Source organism: Lysinibacillus sp. UGB7 (assembly GCF_049058285.1).
GTDB lineage: Bacteria > Bacillota > Bacilli > Bacillales_A > Planococcaceae > Lysinibacillus > Lysinibacillus sphaericus_B.
Window position 1 is genome coordinate 19,422 of sequence record NZ_JBMGUV010000012.1, and the last position, 16,127, is coordinate 35,548.

General features: G+C 34.5%; 17 protein-coding genes and 1 pseudogene. 10 read left to right on the plus strand and 8 right to left on the minus strand.

Going from position 1 to position 16,127, the window contains the following annotated elements:
- Nucleotides 1-294 precede the first annotated feature (294 nt).
- The 4 genes from ACOMCU_RS12480 (at nucleotide 295) to ACOMCU_RS12495 (ending at nucleotide 3,743) form a co-directional block, all read left to right on the plus strand.
- Nucleotides 295-1,479, plus strand: a complete 1,185-nt coding sequence (locus ACOMCU_RS12480) for a Ger(x)C family spore germination protein (protein ID WP_421050373.1) — start codon at nucleotides 295-297, stop codon at nucleotides 1,477-1,479.
- 627 nt (nucleotides 1,480-2,106) lie between these two features.
- Nucleotides 2,107-2,769, plus strand: a complete 663-nt coding sequence (locus tag ACOMCU_RS12485; protein ID WP_421050374.1) for a YIP1 family protein — start codon at nucleotides 2,107-2,109, stop codon at nucleotides 2,767-2,769.
- A gap of 223 nt (nucleotides 2,770-2,992) precedes the next feature.
- A complete protein-coding gene (locus ACOMCU_RS12490) occupies nucleotides 2,993-3,421 on the plus strand; it encodes a hypothetical protein (protein WP_010861350.1) in 429 nt (142 codons plus the stop codon).
- A gap of 79 nt (nucleotides 3,422-3,500) precedes the next feature.
- Nucleotides 3,501-3,743, plus strand: coding sequence for a hypothetical protein (locus ACOMCU_RS12495; RefSeq protein ID WP_421050375.1), 243 nt, complete (start codon nucleotides 3,501-3,503; stop codon nucleotides 3,741-3,743).
- Here the strand turns inward: ACOMCU_RS12495 and ACOMCU_RS12500 are convergent.
- The 4 genes from ACOMCU_RS12500 to ACOMCU_RS12515 form a co-directional block, all read right to left on the minus strand.
- Entirely contained in the window at nucleotides 3,724-5,979 is a 2,256-nt protein-coding gene (locus ACOMCU_RS12500; RefSeq protein ID WP_010861491.1) for a chlorophyllase/cutinase-like alpha/beta fold protein, read from the minus strand. The genes ACOMCU_RS12495 and ACOMCU_RS12500 overlap by 20 nt on opposite strands.
- 167 nt (nucleotides 5,980-6,146) lie before the next feature.
- A complete protein-coding gene (locus ACOMCU_RS12505) occupies nucleotides 6,147-6,341 on the minus strand; it encodes a spore coat protein (RefSeq protein ID WP_153062537.1) in 195 nt (64 codons plus the stop codon).
- A 516-nt stretch (nucleotides 6,342-6,857) separates the two neighbouring features.
- A complete protein-coding gene (locus ACOMCU_RS12510) occupies nucleotides 6,858-7,841 on the minus strand; it encodes an MBL fold metallo-hydrolase (RefSeq protein WP_421050376.1) in 984 nt (327 codons plus the stop codon).
- Between the two features lie 57 nt (nucleotides 7,842-7,898).
- A complete protein-coding gene (locus ACOMCU_RS12515; protein WP_421050377.1) occupies nucleotides 7,899-8,276 on the minus strand; it encodes an enoyl-CoA hydratase in 378 nt (125 codons plus the stop codon).
- Between the two features lie 126 nt (nucleotides 8,277-8,402).
- On the opposite strand from ACOMCU_RS12515, the gene ACOMCU_RS12520 reads away from it, so the two are divergent.
- From ACOMCU_RS12520 to ACOMCU_RS12535, 4 genes are all read left to right on the plus strand, one after another.
- Nucleotides 8,403-8,678 carry a helix-turn-helix domain-containing protein gene (locus ACOMCU_RS12520; protein WP_421050378.1) on the plus strand — a complete coding sequence of 92 codons (276 nt, stop codon included), beginning with the start codon at nucleotides 8,403-8,405 and terminating at the stop codon, nucleotides 8,676-8,678.
- Nucleotides 8,679-9,668: 990 nt separating this feature from the next.
- The gene (locus tag ACOMCU_RS12525) at nucleotides 9,669-10,757 is read left to right on the plus strand and encodes a GerAB/ArcD/ProY family transporter (protein WP_010861486.1); all 1,089 of its coding nucleotides are present in this window, start codon (nucleotides 9,669-9,671) and stop codon (nucleotides 10,755-10,757) included.
- 203 nt (nucleotides 10,758-10,960) lie between these two features.
- A complete protein-coding gene (locus ACOMCU_RS12530; protein ID WP_421050379.1) occupies nucleotides 10,961-11,143 on the plus strand; it encodes a hypothetical protein in 183 nt (60 codons plus the stop codon).
- A gap of 296 nt (nucleotides 11,144-11,439) precedes the next feature.
- Nucleotides 11,440-11,586 carry a hypothetical protein gene (locus tag ACOMCU_RS12535; RefSeq protein WP_421050380.1) on the plus strand — a complete coding sequence of 49 codons (147 nt, stop codon included), beginning with the start codon at nucleotides 11,440-11,442 and terminating at the stop codon, nucleotides 11,584-11,586.
- A gap of 432 nt (nucleotides 11,587-12,018) precedes the next feature.
- Here the strand turns inward: ACOMCU_RS12535 and ACOMCU_RS12540 are convergent, their stop codons facing one another.
- Nucleotides 12,019-12,819, minus strand: a complete 801-nt coding sequence (locus ACOMCU_RS12540) for a CsxC family protein (RefSeq protein ID WP_421050381.1) — start codon at nucleotides 12,817-12,819, stop codon at nucleotides 12,019-12,021.
- 694 nt (nucleotides 12,820-13,513) lie between these two features.
- Nucleotides 13,514-13,996, minus strand: a pseudogene (locus tag ACOMCU_RS12545) (bclA protein); the annotation flags it as partial.
- 319 nt (nucleotides 13,997-14,315) lie between these two features.
- Here ACOMCU_RS12545 and ACOMCU_RS12550 point away from each other — a divergent pair.
- A complete protein-coding gene (locus tag ACOMCU_RS12550) occupies nucleotides 14,316-14,528 on the plus strand; it encodes a hypothetical protein (RefSeq protein ID WP_010861432.1) in 213 nt (70 codons plus the stop codon).
- Between the two features lie 89 nt (nucleotides 14,529-14,617).
- Here the strand turns inward: ACOMCU_RS12550 and ACOMCU_RS12555 are convergent, their stop codons facing one another.
- Nucleotides 14,618-14,854 (minus strand): hypothetical protein, encoded by a 237-nt coding sequence (locus ACOMCU_RS12555; protein WP_010861431.1) that lies wholly within the window; start codon nucleotides 14,852-14,854, stop codon nucleotides 14,618-14,620.
- Nucleotides 14,855-14,898: 44 nt separating this feature from the next.
- Here ACOMCU_RS12555 and ACOMCU_RS12560 point away from each other — a divergent pair, with 44 nt between their 5' ends.
- Nucleotides 14,899-15,945: a recombinase family protein gene (locus tag ACOMCU_RS12560; protein ID WP_421050382.1), complete on the plus strand. Its 1,047-nt coding sequence runs from the start codon at nucleotides 14,899-14,901 to the stop codon at nucleotides 15,943-15,945.
- A 20-nt stretch (nucleotides 15,946-15,965) separates the two neighbouring features.
- Here ACOMCU_RS12560 and ACOMCU_RS12565 read toward each other — a convergent pair whose 3' ends face one another.
- Nucleotides 15,966-16,088 (minus strand): hypothetical protein, encoded by a 123-nt coding sequence (locus ACOMCU_RS12565; protein ID WP_421050383.1) that lies wholly within the window; start codon nucleotides 16,086-16,088, stop codon nucleotides 15,966-15,968.
- Nucleotides 16,089-16,127: the final 39 nt, after the last annotated feature.

The following is a 16,127-nucleotide window of genomic DNA, read 5'->3' on the forward strand; positions in this document are numbered from 1 at the left end:
TTGCTACACAACCTGTGCTTGTGAACGAGCAACAGTTGAATATTCATTTACACTAGATTTTTGAAAAATAGTGATGACCTAGCTCATTCTTCCAGCGAGTTATCCTGTAACATCAATTGCTCTTTGCGTTTAGCAATACTCTCCTAATCCTTATTAACACAAACAACCGGTCTAAAGATTAAAATTGACATATTGTTATTTTATTTGTGATGGTGATTAGTGTTTCTTTAATATGTTTATCCTTCTATATGAAATCATAAAAATGGACCCGAGGTTATTTTGGGGGTGACCAAGATGAAAAAATTCTTAATATTGTTCTTACTTATTTCACTCAGCTTCTTGTTAAGTAGCTGTTGGGGGAAACGAGAATTAAACGAACTAGCGATTGTAGTAGCCGTAGGTGTTGATAAAATAGATGATGGGTATGAAGTTTCTGTGCAAATCGTTAATCCTAGTGAAGTATCTTCAACTAAACCTTCTAGTGGACAATCACCAGTCATCACCTACTCTGCAAAAGGAGCTTCAGTATTTGAAGCAGTAAGGAAAATGACGACAATAACCCCAAGAAAGGCTTACTTTGCACATCTTCAAGTTCTTGTTATCGGAGAAACATTAGCTACGGAAGGAATCAATCAAACATTAGATTTACTATCGAGGGACCAAGAAATTAGAAATAATTTTGATGTCATTGTATCTCATCAAGCCTCTGCTAAGGATGTTTTAAATGTATTAACTGCTATAGAGAAAATACCTGCAAATAAAATAATAAGTTCTTTATCTGGATCAGAAAAAGCTTGGGGTTCTACACTATCTGTAACAGTAGACGATTTAACAAATGCCCTAAATCGTATAGGGAAAAGTACTGTTCTACCCGCAATTGAAATACAGGGAGACAAACAATTAGGCATAGATAAAACGAATGTCGAAAGAATTAAAACGCCAGTCATATTAAAGTATGTCGGTTTAGTTGTATTAAAACAAGATAAATTAATTGGCCTTTTAACGGAAGAGGAAAGTCGAAGTTTTAATTTTTTGAATAATAAAATCAAAAGTACAGTGGAAATTATTTCTTGCCCCAAGGAAGGGAAACTAACAACAGAAATTACAAAATCAACAGCCAAGATGACAGGCAAGTTTGACAAGGGTACACCAAAAATTGAGATCGGAATTACTATAGATCAAAATGTAGGAGAAGTTCGATGTAATATTAATCTAAACAACAACATTGAGTATATTAATAAAAAAACCGCAGAGTTGATAAAGGCTCGAATTGAACAAACACTGAAGACCATTCAAAAAAGTTATCAATTAGACATTCTAGGATTTGGTGAAGTACTTTATCGCGAGGATCACAAAGCTTGGAAGAAAATTAAAGACGAGTGGCCGACAATATTTCCGGATATCGCTGTCAATGTTGATGTCAAAGTAAACACAAGTGGTTTGGGTACTATGAGTAACTCTTTGTTAAAACATGATTAAATGACAGTCCTTGCCTTTTACTTTTTTTAGCTAGCATTCATAAACCCCTAAAACATTAAACGCTAATGGGCTCTTTCACTATCCGATCATCACTTCCCTAACAGCATGAGCTTAAACAGTATATTGAATACGACAAACATAAACAAATTAAGGCCACATTAAACGGATTGCGTTCAGGTCAATAGCGAACTCGTCTATATTTGACTTTTTAGGTTCATTTCATTTCGAAGTGAGCCTATTTCAAAATACGTAATAATAACTTCTACACTAAATGCCAATATCAGCTTGAATAAATATTTCTTATGCATATAAAATTTCCCCCTCCATTTTTGCAGTTACTCTTTATACGGTTTAATTGAATTAAAGTTCTAATTTTTAATAAAATCATTTTCAGAAAATGTCATATACTTTAATTGCAACAAAAATCAATATCTATTGATTTGGATATAAATTCACATTTTTGTGGACGAATATCATACTCTTTTATCCAGTTATCGCTATTTTAAGACAATAAAAACATTTTTTACAAGAAAATCCTATAAGTATTAATTTTTTATGAAACTTTTGGTTTGTTCGCCCGTATATTCACTTATAAATATTATTTAATTATTTTATGGAGGATTTTAAATGAACAATTATAATGAACATGAACAGCAGACACCTAGGTTAAATCCATTAGTATCTGTTTGGTTACATCCAAAACAAACAGCTGCTTTTATGATGAATTACAAATCAATAGGCTTTGCTATTTTATTAGTGTCATTAGGCTATATCGGGGCAATGTTTTCTGGTTTAATAGATAGCGATATCTACCCAGGAATGGCCGTTTGGCTCATCGCATTGCTAGTGATCGTAATATCACCTATTTTAGGCATAATCGTTACATCCATTTATGCAGGAGCATTATTACTATTTGGTAAATTATTTCAAGGGACTGCCACTTATCAAGGTATGTTTAAATCTTTAAGTCTGCCATTAATCCCGTCGATTGCTCTAATACCCTTTTACTTCTTTTGGTTATTCACATCTCCGGAAACTTTGTTGACTTCTGAATATACAGATACAATGCCTATTATTTTCTGGATAACTGTTTTACTAACAATTGTAACAAGCATATGGTCGTTTGTGATAACAATTGCTGTAGTGGCTGAAGCGCACCAAATTTCAAATTGGAAAGCATTCTTCACTGTATTTATTCCTAGTGTTATTTTATTTATTGCATTCATTGTACTTTTCATCATTATTATTTTTGGTCTTATAGGTTTTGGCATGTTCTTTGGTACGCCTTAACGTTAAAATCTCCCATTCTTTATTTTATAGAATGGGAGATTTTTAATTTTTTCGTTCTTCAAACTCTACGCTTTGCTTGCCTTGAAAACAAAATGACAATCGTTTTTGCAGGTGGTAAAAGTTAAACAGCCGAATTTTTATCTGAAAAAATAATAAAATTAATTTGATTTTACTAATGTGATATAGTTTAAACACCGTTGACACCAATATTACAGGAGGATTTATGAGCAACCCCAATAAAAAAATAAATAATTTTCTAGCCGCATTAATTATTATTGCAGGTCTTATATTACCGATTTTTCTACCCGCGTTTATTATGGTGACTTTAGCTAAATGGATGCCAAATGAAATTACCTATACAGGAATGATGGCATTAGTTATTTTATCTATTGAATTATTTATCATAGCCAGTCTTTTTACTAAAATTCTCAGCCTTATAGGGTTAACGGAAAAAAAGATAGACGAGTTAGGATTTCTAGGTACTACAATCTCAATAATCACATCATTCCTCTCTATCCTGGTCGGATACTATTGGATGAAAACTCTTCATTTAACATCAGTTCAATTATCTTCTGATGGTATTATAATAATAGCGCTTGTTTCTACCATTATTCTAGTTGTTTTATTAAAAGCCTTAGAAAAATTCGACTAAATACTAAATGACTAAGATAGCAATTGAGCTATTTGAACTGCACCCCAATTTGGACAACAGTTGGAGGTGCAGTTTTTGTATGGCTAAATACCATGCACAAATAAAATTAAAGGCCGTTTTAGCTTACCTAGAAGGAACAGCTTCCTTGCAAACAATCACTCATGTATTTCATAGTATGTTACCCCTTAAAAAGGATTGGCTTGCTCAATATCAGGTGCTTGGAAATGAAGAAAAAGTTTTTCATCATGCTATCTATACAATTAAGTTTTCAGCGTACAGATTGACAGATGACCTAGCTACCTTCATATATTTTCATTTCTAATACCAATATTGTTCATTAGTATCGTCCCCTGTTTGGTTAAATTAAATTGGAAATGGATTTTATCTAGCTTCAATGGATCAAACTGTGGATTCGCTTCTTTAAAATCTTTTAATGAAAATCCATAATGTTGAAACACTGGTTCTGTAGTATTACCTGCATTGGAAAACGGTTTTTTCAGCACTTTTCCTCTTATGGCAGGTGTCAATTTGGCAATGTAATGAAGAGGCAAGCTTGCCTGGTTGCCATTGTGGTCCTCTACAGTTACTGTAAAATCGACCAGCTCCTCTTGTCTTAACTCCTTTTCTTCCTTTCTATCATCTGCAAGTGAAAATACGATAGCCGTGTTCTGTCCTAACTCCAGTCCTTTATCGGGAAGCGTCAACGTGTAAAAAGCTGGGGAAGAGGGGTCATTTGCATTCCACCCTAATCGAACGGCATTAAAATCTGCTTCGTCATATTTTAATTTTACTTTTTCTTCCTTCCATTCCTCCAAATTTTTACCGACCAGTTTGCCGTCTGGGACAGTGGTCGTGTTGAGATCAATATCTTCATTAAATGTAGCGATAAAAGTTGTTTGCGAATCATTGTAATTACTGATATACATGGTGTCAGGAAGCCACTCTTTCGCATAACCTAAATCTTTAAATATCGCTTTGTATGGTTTCTTATCTTTCAAGGTACTATCCAAAAAAGCGGAGATTAATACTTTAGCAATGGTTTCTTGCTGATCACGAGGCATAATTTGTTTGAGATTAAAGAGTTGATTTGCCGTGCCAGCTCCATCTCCTCGTCCCCATTTTTCATTAAATTGACCATGATTCGCACCATAGATATAGACAGACGCATTCATATAATCTTCCCTATCCGTATAGGACATCCGATATTGCTGATTAGCGCTATCGAAGGTGCTCACATCCATATCATGCGCTCCATGTAGTGCCAAATAGTTAATGTTTTTTAACGGAAGCGGTTTCCCTGATGGCAAATATTGTCCGTCTGTTCCTGCAATAGAAATGAGCGAGCGGATAGAAAAGTTATAGTCAAACTGAATGTTTCCATTATCAGGAGGATGATCCATTTCGTTAAAAGCGGCTGCAATCGCAATAGCTTCTCCACCTCTGGAATGCCCAATCAGCGCAATTTGTTGCAAATTCACTTTTTGATAAAATGGATTGTTTTTATTCTCGTTCCATTCTTTCCACGTCTGTAAATGCTCTAGCAGCAGTAAACCTCTCGCTGGATTCTCATTCTCTAGCGGACTGGCCAAAAATAAATCATTGTAGGGTGAACCGTTAAGAAAGTTTTCATCTACAGATACAACGATATAGCCTCTACTCGCAAGAAGGTTACCTAAATATTCGTAACCCGGATCGGAATAATCAGTCATTAAATGGTTTCCATGAACAATCATGACTAACGGAAAGTCTCCTTTCCCTTCTGGGTACCACACATGACCGTTTAACGGCATTGCATCAGGCCCAAAACCGAGTGTTTTCGTGCGAACAGAAGACCATTTTTCTACAAAATGGCTCGCGTCCACTGTTTTAGTCATCAAAGAATTTTGTTTGTTAAACTCTTGTCGATAAGTATCCGGACTGCCGTAAGTGAGTTTTTTAACCGGATAGCTACCGGATTCCCCCGGATTTGTAAGCACAGTATTGTCATAACGTGGCGAAGTTTTAAGGTGCTTTAATACAACATTTGGGGTGTTAGCTTCCCCGGGATGAATCAGCCAATAACTCCCTGCTCCGATGCCAATTGTCATCATCAATAGAATTATGAGAACGCTAAGTTTTCTAGATTTTGCTGCATTTTTATAGCAGCCATTTACCCATTTAGATAGTAGTGCGCCCCACAAAGAAACGACAACCGCTATTAGTAGTATAAATGGGATTGCAACGTCCAAAGGGGCAATAAAGCAGAACAACAGAAATACAAGTGAAGTGAGTAGTACCCAGATATAACGACTAGGAATTTTCTTCAATCCATGCCATAGTAGCGTAAGAAATCCACTTATGAGTGTAACCGATAACATAAATAGGACGAGTGCCATAACGAAATCAAAAAAGCTACGCTGCTCTAATAAATACTTCCCTTGAATCAAAATCAATAGTATTGCTACGGTACTTAGAGCGCTAACTGCACCTTTCCAACCTGGTGACAATGGCTCTATACGGTTTCGTTTTCCATAATGCTTTCGAACAAATGACGCAATGTTTTTCTTGAATGCTTTCAAATTTTTTTGATCCCCCTACCTACAATCTATATTATAAGTATTCTATTGTAGGTGACAGGATGACTCTTTCTGACTGCTTTCATCATTCTTGCAATCATCATCAAATAAATGACTGCTTGTGTATTGTTAAATAATCCAGTTTTTTCAGAGTAGGCACCTTATTTAAATTAGTAGCCGTATGGACGATTGTATGGTCGGCGATAGAATGGTGGATAGAACGGAAAAAATGGGTAGAATGGGTAGAATGGATAATACGGGTATTGATAACGCGGTCGTCTCCTTCTTCGACGTCTGCCATAACTGTCATAATCATATTCGTAGTCATCATCGTATCTGTCATATTGACCATAATTATATTGCATAATTTTTCCTCCTTTAGATTTCCGTATAGGTTATGCTATGTAAAGATCGACAGCCTACGCAATTGCCTAAATGTAAATATTGATAATCTTCAGTTGGTCACATTGGGCCTCCTCATTTTTAAGGAAGCCCGCAGAAAAGTCGACTACACAATTAGACATGTCCAATTGTGGATCCTCTTAGCAAAAGAACAATTACCTTTCCTAGCAATTTTCTAACGCTGCTTCACATTGAACTATCGATTGCGGGCGACGAACACATTCATTAAGCTATCTATTGAGCTGAAATGCATGAGCCAAATATGTATATTGAATAGAACGAATTACAGTTGCTACAAATCTGTTCGCTTTTCTTAATCTTAATTGATGTCATGAACAAAACATCCCGAATGGGGAGCATAGTAACTCATCCACTATTCGGGGTTCAGTTCATTCATTCATTTAGTTGCTGGATTTTATATTAGCACTTTATAGCTCTCCTATTTAAAACGATGAAAATAGTTGAAGCTTTGTTTTTATTTATATAAGAAGATCTTGGGGTTTCCAATCTATCGGCTTTATGTTGTTATGCAGCCATTTCTTGTCAGGGGCTTGATATGGCGTACTTGCGATCAACCAATCATTGTGCCAACTAGCTGCGCCTGAACGAATCATTTCATCGAGCAAAATTTGAACAAAATCTTTTGGCTGCGTTTGAAACGCGTATCGTGCAAAATCTTGGAACCAACCACATTTTAGTAAGTAGTTAGCCATTTCCTCTCTTGGTAATCCATTGTTAATGATTAAGGTAAAGGAAAAAATCCGCTTACAAGCATGCCATGACACTTTCTCTGGTTTATCGAGCCATTGTTCAAGTCTCTTCCTCGCCAAATCAATTGTCTCTGATGGATTTTCTATTTGTGGTCCGTGTCCTGGGTAAGCTTTCTGAATGCGAAGCTTTGCTAACCTGTCTAAACTTTCTATTGACCGTTGAATAGCGTTCACACCTTCTCTAAAGATATTGAGCCAGCCAATATCATTTTTGTGAAAGAGATCTCCACAAACTAATATCTCTTTTTCAGGTTCATAGAAAGAAACATGTCCTAGCGTATGACCTGGTGTATGTAAAACTTGCAGGACACTACTTCCCGTATCAATTTCATCCTTATCTGAGAGTATTTTATCCACTCGATATGGTTCTACTGGTTGGTCTAACCATGCTGCACTACAGGCTTCAGGATGACAGCAATTTATTAAATCAGCCTCCCATTTGTGAGCAGCAATAGGTAATTGATAACTTTTTTGCAGATGAAAATTGCCTCCAACATGATCACTATGATAGTGAGTGTTCACAAGAAGATGTAATTCATTAGGTAGAACGCCTGCATCTTTTATTAATTGCTCTGTATCTTTTACATCACTGCCAAAACCCGTGTCAATAAGTATTGGAAGCTGATCCTTAACTAACATCATATTTGCACTTGGAAATTTTCTTTCAAAGAAAATAATAGTGGATGTCTTCATATTCAACTCTCCTTATATTTAAAATAGTAGATTTTTATATTTAAAATCCATATCAACCTAAAGGATAATACCAGAAAAATTGCCTTTTAATACTTCTTTTTCGTGTTGATTTTTACAGAAAAACGTTGTAACAATTGCAGTTCTATTATTTTCTTTTTTGTCATATTTTTCAATTTTCACTTCACAAATAATCGTATCACTCGTAAAGACGGGCCGTAAAAATTCAAAATTCATCGTACGAGCTAAGACATTATGTTCCCCACCCACTTTTGTTGGCAGCGTGGCTGTTAATAAGCCTTGAACTACTAGTCTCCCTTGTTCGTCTGGCGTTATATGATGAATTCTTTGGTCCCATGAAATATTTGTAAATAATTCAACATCTTTTACCGTAAACGTTCTCTCAAACGTAATAATATCTCCTACTTTTAACGCCATGTAAAATCCCCCCTGTATGTCCACATTAAATAACCTGAATTTTCACAATATATTTATTATACTCTTTTTATATGCATGTTAATTTTTTTAGTGCAAATAAATATACTGTGGATAGGTGTTGATCAAATGTATTTTTCTTCAAAAATAAAAGAAGAACGTCAAAAGCATAATATGTCACAACAACAGCTTGGAGAAAAACTTAATATTAGTAGACAATCTATTTCCAAATGGGAACGTGGAGAAAGTTACCCTAGTATTGAATTGTTAATTAAGTTAAGTGACATATTTGATATTACTCTTGATGAATTAGTAAAGGAGGATAATTCTTTGAAAGAGAAACTCATAAAAGATAGCCAAAAATTAGTCTATCCAAGATGGAAATTATTTTTGATATTCTTCTAATAATTGGGTTTTTAATCATACTAGCTAAGATATTCATTGTAATAGGTAATAAGTTATTTGATTTAAATATTGTGTTCTTACAGGATTCTCTGTTATTTCAAATTGGACCGTTTTTTATGACTATCATTGGAGCAATTGGCAGCGAATCTCTAGCCAAAAAATACAAATAATCATTTTGTTTTTAGAGTTATACACTATATAGGAAAGTCCCTTCAAACTATCTGAAGGGACTTTTTTTCAGTATATATCTTTTTAACAAAACTGCTCCGTTAGCTCAATAAGAAAAAAGAGCTGTTTAAGCAGCTCAATGTTCTTCAAGTAAAGCTTCCGTTAGTTTAAGTGAAAAACGTCACTGAAAGTTGAATAACAACTAATTCTTTTCAAACATTTTAAATTCCGTCTAAGTTTTAATTACACTTAACTTTCAACGATAGCCCTTACTAGTTGGGTAATAAACCGGGTTTTAAGAGAAACCGTAATTGATCCATAAACCTTCATTTGCCGCTGTCGTTAACTTAATTACAAGGAAAGTAGTTGATATTCTAAATCCATTCCCTATTAAGTGAGAGTTTGTTGAAAACAACCAATTAGTCGCGTGCGGACGGTCAATGCTACCTACCCAAGCACCGCCTCATGTAATGCCTAGCTTTGTGCAATAGCCCCTACTCGGTTTAGAGTAGTCACATGATACAAAGATTGTGGAGGGCCAACAGATGTACCATGCTAAACGTGATTTATGATTATCATTTAACGTCCAAGTTACAATCTGAATTGTAATGATAAAAGCACATAATTAAAAAATATATTATAAATTAAACAGGAAATGAATAAGGCCACCCTTTAAGGAGTGGTCTTGTTGTATATTAGTTTGATTATTTCTTCATCAATATGTATATCCTTTTAATTGAAACTAAATAGAAAAACAATATTCCGTATATTACCAAGTGATGACTACTATAAAAATTTTCGAGAGTAAAGAGGGTGACATATATGGAAGAAGAAATTATTAGCGCACGCCAATTCACAATAATTGTATTTCTCTTTTCAATAGGTACAACTATATTAATTATTCCTGCAACGATGGCGAAAGCAGTTAAACAGGATGCTTGGATTTCGTCTATACTAGGGGTGATATTAAGTTTATTACTCGTAAAGCTTTTCATTTCTTTAGGAAATAGGACCCCAAATTTAACCTTTATTGAGGCCAATGAAAAAATACTAGGAAAATTTATTGGTAAATTTACCTCTGTTGGTTTTATCTCTCTACCTTTACTTTCAGCAGGAGAATTATTTTTTTTCATAGGGACTTTTATGAATACTGAAGTCATGCCAGAGACACCTAAAGTTGCATTTGCTATCTTGTTTAGTATCATTATTTTATTTGCTACTTATTTAGGGGTAGAGGTCTTTGCACGATGTGCCGAAATACTATTCCCTATGTTTTTGTTCTTATTTGTTGTTTTTGTAATTTGCATTTCTCCACAAATAGACGTTAAAAATGTACAACCGATACTTGATACACCAACAAAGTCACTGCTAGTTGGTATATTATATTTTATGAGCACCTTTTCTTTTCCATTGGTTGTTTTATTGATGATTTTTCCCTCTTCTATTAATGAACAAAAGCCAGCTCAAAAAGGGTTTTATATAGGTTCAATAGCAGGAGGTTTGGTATTAATTGTTATTATAACTCTCTCTGTACTTGTACTTGGGGCAACAAATACATCTCACCAATCTTACCCTAGCTATGCATTGGCTCAAAATATTTCAATTGGGAATTTTCTACAACGTATTGAGATAATAATGGCTTTTTTGTGGATGTTCACAATTTTTGTTAGATCGTATGTATATTTTTACGCATCAGTAAAGGGTTTAGCGCAAATATTCAATATTAAAGATCATCGACCGCTAATACTACCACTTGGAATGATTTCAATTGCATTTTCCCAAATTATGCATCCAAGTATTGTTCACTCAATTAAATATAATGAAGAAACATGGCCACTATTTACATTAACCCTAACCATTTTATTGCCTTTATTATTACTTTTTGTTGCAAAATTACGTAATATTCAGTAGGTAGCAGCAAGTTGATAGTCGGTCCTAGTAGTAAAACCCTTTTATAAGGTTACTCCAAACACAAATTTCCGCTGAAATTTCACCGTTTATTTTGAGTACCTTTTACAAAACGATTTAACTTTATTTCAAATCAACAATTTTTCCTGTTTTAAAAATTAGGATTAGTTTTTACAACTGGACAGACGTTGGACCTGAACATAGTTATGCAATTCGCCGGAGAAGCAACAGTGTCTCTCTTCGATGAGGACATTGATGAGGACGACCACCTCGGCACTATCGTTATAAGTGAGTCAGAATTAAATCAAGGAGTCCACTCTCAGACATTTAACGGAGATGATGCCAATTACATTCTGTTTTATGCAATGGTACCCGGGTTAATCGGATAGCAAATGCAGAAGACCACCTATCACGGAGTGGTCTTCTTTTTTGGGGATTATTGAACTAAGAACTGGATAGTTTAAGAAGAAACCGTAAGTCTCTCCTTTTAGTTTTTAGTTTCTTACTGTTATTAAACACTGATTATCCATCGGCAAAGCTGACGATGTTCCGATTTATGGATTGGTATAACCGAGAATCTTTATTAATTTCCATTTACATTATGTGGTTTGTATAAAGGAATGTGTTTAGCATCAACCTACAATTGGTTAACGCAACACACTAAAAACAATTGGAGGAATACCACATGAGTAAAGATGGATTTGTACCAAAAGATTTGCTTGAAAAACTGGCAAAAGAGGGAAATGAAGAAGCAAAGAAAACGCTTGTACAAATGGACACCATTGAACAAAAAAAAACGAAGGAAAAAAATAGTGATGATGCTAATTCATAGCGGTTTCTCCTATTTACCATTCCAACCAATTTTCTAACGCTGGTGCATCGATTGTGGACCGTCTATCACGTTATTTTAAACAGTTATAAAACGACACTGGACGCCTTATATTCTCTGTTTCTTCTATAGATAATGTCATAGCAATGATTCATTCTCATCAACCTAACTATGTAAATGAAAAACATTCTTTAATATGAATATACTTTGATTTACCAAACATACATAAAAAAGAAAAAAGCCCAAACTCAAAATTAATTTCTTTATTATTGCCAAAAGGCAGTTGAAAGTTCGACTCAAACGAACTTTCAACTGCCTACTCAAATTTCAGATTTTTTCAGTGTCCCTTAAATATTCCAGGGCTGTTTATTTTCTGATATACATTTTTTGCATTGCACAGCCCTTTTTATTTGCTCTGGCCTCTAAAAACTAGGATTACCAATCATTAGTAGGACATTCATTAGCAGGACTAACTGGAGGAGTAAGTCCTGAAAGAACAGGCGTTACTACACTGCCCGCCGCAAGGCGGATTTGTTGAACTTGTAGTACTTTAACAGTAAGATCCAGTACGATTTTTTCACGCAATTTACTGAAAGTTCCTTCAGGTCTTGCCATAGTTGGTGAAAAATCAAGTTCAAAGAAGTTTGCAGCTACTAACTCGCCAAATGGTTGTTCATTGTATTTCACGAGATTTTGGAAGAAAAACTTATCCAATCGAGCATCCAGTTGGGTATGTTCATTAAGGAAGTTTACTTCGGCAAACTCGGAAATTCCTAAGATCGGAGTAGGGCCTCCAGCTTCTTGTGGGAAAGTGAGGTCTGCAAAACCAGAAAACGGAACATCGGCAATTCTATCTCGAAGTGCCCCATTACATTCTGCTGAAGCATATTCTATATTTTTACGAATATGTCCTGCTACAAATAATTTAGCTCTTGTTACTCTAAAAAAGTCAGTGCCAGCAATCCGTGCAAATTTAACCGGTACCAGTTTCACTTGATTCAGGAATACATTTTTTTTCACTCTTTTGATTTCAGTTGCTGCAGGATTAAGCGTAATATCTGACTCCACAACAATTTGAAGTGTTGGTTCTGCAAGAACCACCGGTATTTTAATAATTGGAGTGGAAAGCTGTGAAGCGATTACTGGAGTATTAGCACTAAATAATGGTGTTTGTTGAGTTGATGATACAGGACAAGGAAGAAAAGGTTGGATCTGATTATCTAATTGATCACTCAAAAAAATTCCCTCATTTCTTTTTATAGTAATAGAGAGGTCTCTATATAGCTAGAATATGTAGCAATGAAATCTATGCATAGACGTTTTACTAGTTCTTTTACTCATTTTAATAAAAGAGGTTTTTTGAGCTGAGAAATAGATTTTTAATTATCCTCTAGTCCCTTGTCTATCATAACTGCCTCGAATTTGCTAATGTTTTTCTCATAGCTATGTTGTCACTTCGAGTATATGCTTCTATCCTAATCTTCTTATTAGGTAAACTAAAAATGTAATCAGTAATCCAAGTAACTGCTTTTGTTCCAACACTTTTTCCTCTAACATTGCCGTCTATACGAATTTATTATCTTTTTCAATCCAAAAAGTTACCCTATCCTCTTGATACAAACCCTTTTGGTATGCTTTGATATTTGCTCGTTTAAGGGTTTTTAATTTGGTTGAAAGTCCCCAGTATTATTTGTCATTAATGCCACTAACTTATTTTCCAATTTTATTATATTAATTTCGCTCACCTTTCTCTCCCCCAGACTCTTTCTTTCTTACTTCGGAATGATGTGTCAAATTACCTTCCTATTTAGCTAATTTGCTTTGTTAGTTGAATAAAAAAAAGAGCTGTCTAAACAGCTCAATAATCTTCAAGTAAGCCACCGTTAAAATCACTATTTTTTATTATCCACTTTCTCACAACATTCTCTATTCAATTAGTCTGCCCTACAGCTACAATTTTGCAAGTTGAAATTGCAAATCTAAAGATTGGTTGATTAGGACTTATTGGTAGAGTACCTAACACAATACCAAGACCTGTTTGTTCCACGTTAAAACCTACTGCTGTAGATCCATTACCTGCCAAAAGATTTACTGTTGAACCAATAAGTGTATTCAGCAATTGTCTAATTGGCCGTTCGCGACAATTGCATTCACACCCAGAATCAACAGGTGGCAACAAATTGATATTAGGTCCTGGTGGGAAAAAACCTACCCCTGTTACATCAGAAATATTTACCACATAGGTTGTCGTTCCATTTGTAACAGTAACTAAAAAATCATTCACCTCAACAATAGTGTATAAAAAAAAGAGAGGCGGTACATTAGGTGCGTCTGCAATAGTGCCCAGAATTACAGTTTGCCCAACAAGTTGTTGTAAGACGGACTGAAGTGGAGAAACACAACAGTCACAAAGACTCAAACAAGGGGCGCTTGGAGGAGGGCATATAGTTTTCACCGACGGACAACATTCATTAATCACTCTAACTATTTTTCTTTTTTTAGAAATGTTTTCACCCCATCAATTCTTATTCTTATAAAATACGTTTTTAAGCAATATGAAATTGGATTAAACCCTAATATGCCAAAAAATTGCTGAAGCGTTAGAAATACAGCGAGTAGAAGAATTACTTGAATTTGTTAAAGACAGATAACTAATCACAGTTGTTTGTTTTTTGTTGTGTACTTTTAACGCACACTTTCCTAAAATGGTAATTGAAAGGACATGTACATAAATGAAAAAATGGCAACGAAGTAAAGGATTTGTGATCTCTTGGTATATATTATTAATGGCGTGGTTATTGCTTTCTATTTTTGTTCCAGGTATTATTAGTTACTTTTTCATATTGTTTTCGGCATTTGGCGCTATATATAATCATATTAATTATAAAAAGGCTATTCAATCTCAAAACACCCTTAATGTAAAATCCGTTGACCTAAATAAATAAAATAAACACAAAAAAGCCCAGGCTCAAAATGAATTGAGTGCCTGGGCATTTGTTTAGTGATATTAATGTGTCATTTTAACTACTAGTGATTATATGTCATAAGCCTTCATCTTTTCTAATTCTTTCTTTCTTTTTTTAGATAAACTTTTTCTACCACTGATCCAATATCCTAATAAAAATAGTTCACCAACAATAGCTAGTAGAATTAACTGTATAATAGGCCATTCCATTGCCCCAGAGATTTGTATGTATATTAAAGTTGCAATATATAAAATCGGCATTAGCGCATCCACAATTGTTTTAGCTTGTGTATTTCCTACATCCACCTCAGATTCACTATAATCACGCTTTGTCTTTTTACTTAAAATACGTGTTTGATATTCCAGCTGTAAGCCTGAATCAAAAAGCGAAAGAAGGAAAATGGACAGTAAGTATCGCACCTCTTGGCTTCGACAAAGATGGCGACTATTTAGTCATTAATGAAAAGGAAGCTATTATAGTAAAAGAGTTATTTGATTTATATTTAACGGGAAAATACGGTGTTGGAAAAGTAGCAAAAATATTAAACCAACGAGGTATCAAGACAAAAGCTGGTGCTATGTGGCATTTTAACTCCGTACGTTACGTATTAATGAATATGATATACATGGGAACTATGCGTTATAACTACCGCGTTAACAAAGACCAATACTTTGAAATTGAAAACGTTGTACCTGCTATTATAGACAAAAAAGATTTTGAAGAAGCCCAGCGTTTACTATCCACTCGTTCACAAGTACATCCGAGAAAAGCAACTAGTCCTTATATATTTACGAGTGTAATTAAATGTGCTCGCTGTGGTTCTTCCATGTCAAGTAAACAATCATCTGGGAAAGCTCGTGGTTATATAACCCACAGTTATTACTGTGTAGGTAAACGAAACGGATTATGTGATTTACCAGGTATTTCTCAAAATTTCTTAGAAGTGCAATTTCTAAATTTGATTAAAGATTGGAATTATAATGAGCTGATAAATGATGAAGTGAATTCCGATACCCCTCCTGTCAATGTGGAAGACAGAGTGAGAATGTTAAAGAAAGAACTATCTGATATTGAAAGTAGACGCTCAAAATGGCAATATGCTTGGCTAAATAATTTAATTAGTGATGACGATTTAAAGAATCGAAAACTTGAGGAAGACTCTAATGAAGAACGGGTAAAGCAAGAGTTATCAAAATTAACTCAGAATGAACAAGCCAATAAGAGTAAAGAACAATTAGCGTTATCTTTAAAAAAGCTATATGATACCTGGATACTATTAGAAGTATACGAAAAGAAAAAGCTAGTTGGAATGTTAGTGAGTAAAATGAGTGTTGATAAGAAAATGAATGTAAGAAGACCCGAATCTGTTGCAATTACTGAGATTGAATTCTTATAAACACTAATGTGCCTATCATCCTAACAAGATGACTGGTTTGTACGACGATCAAGTGAATTATCATGCTTATGCAATTTCTTTTTTAAATCACTGATCACTACTACTAAAACTAACAATCCCATAATAGCAAATAATAACCCCATTGTTCCCCGCTCCTTTCTAATCACAATTCAATTTAATTT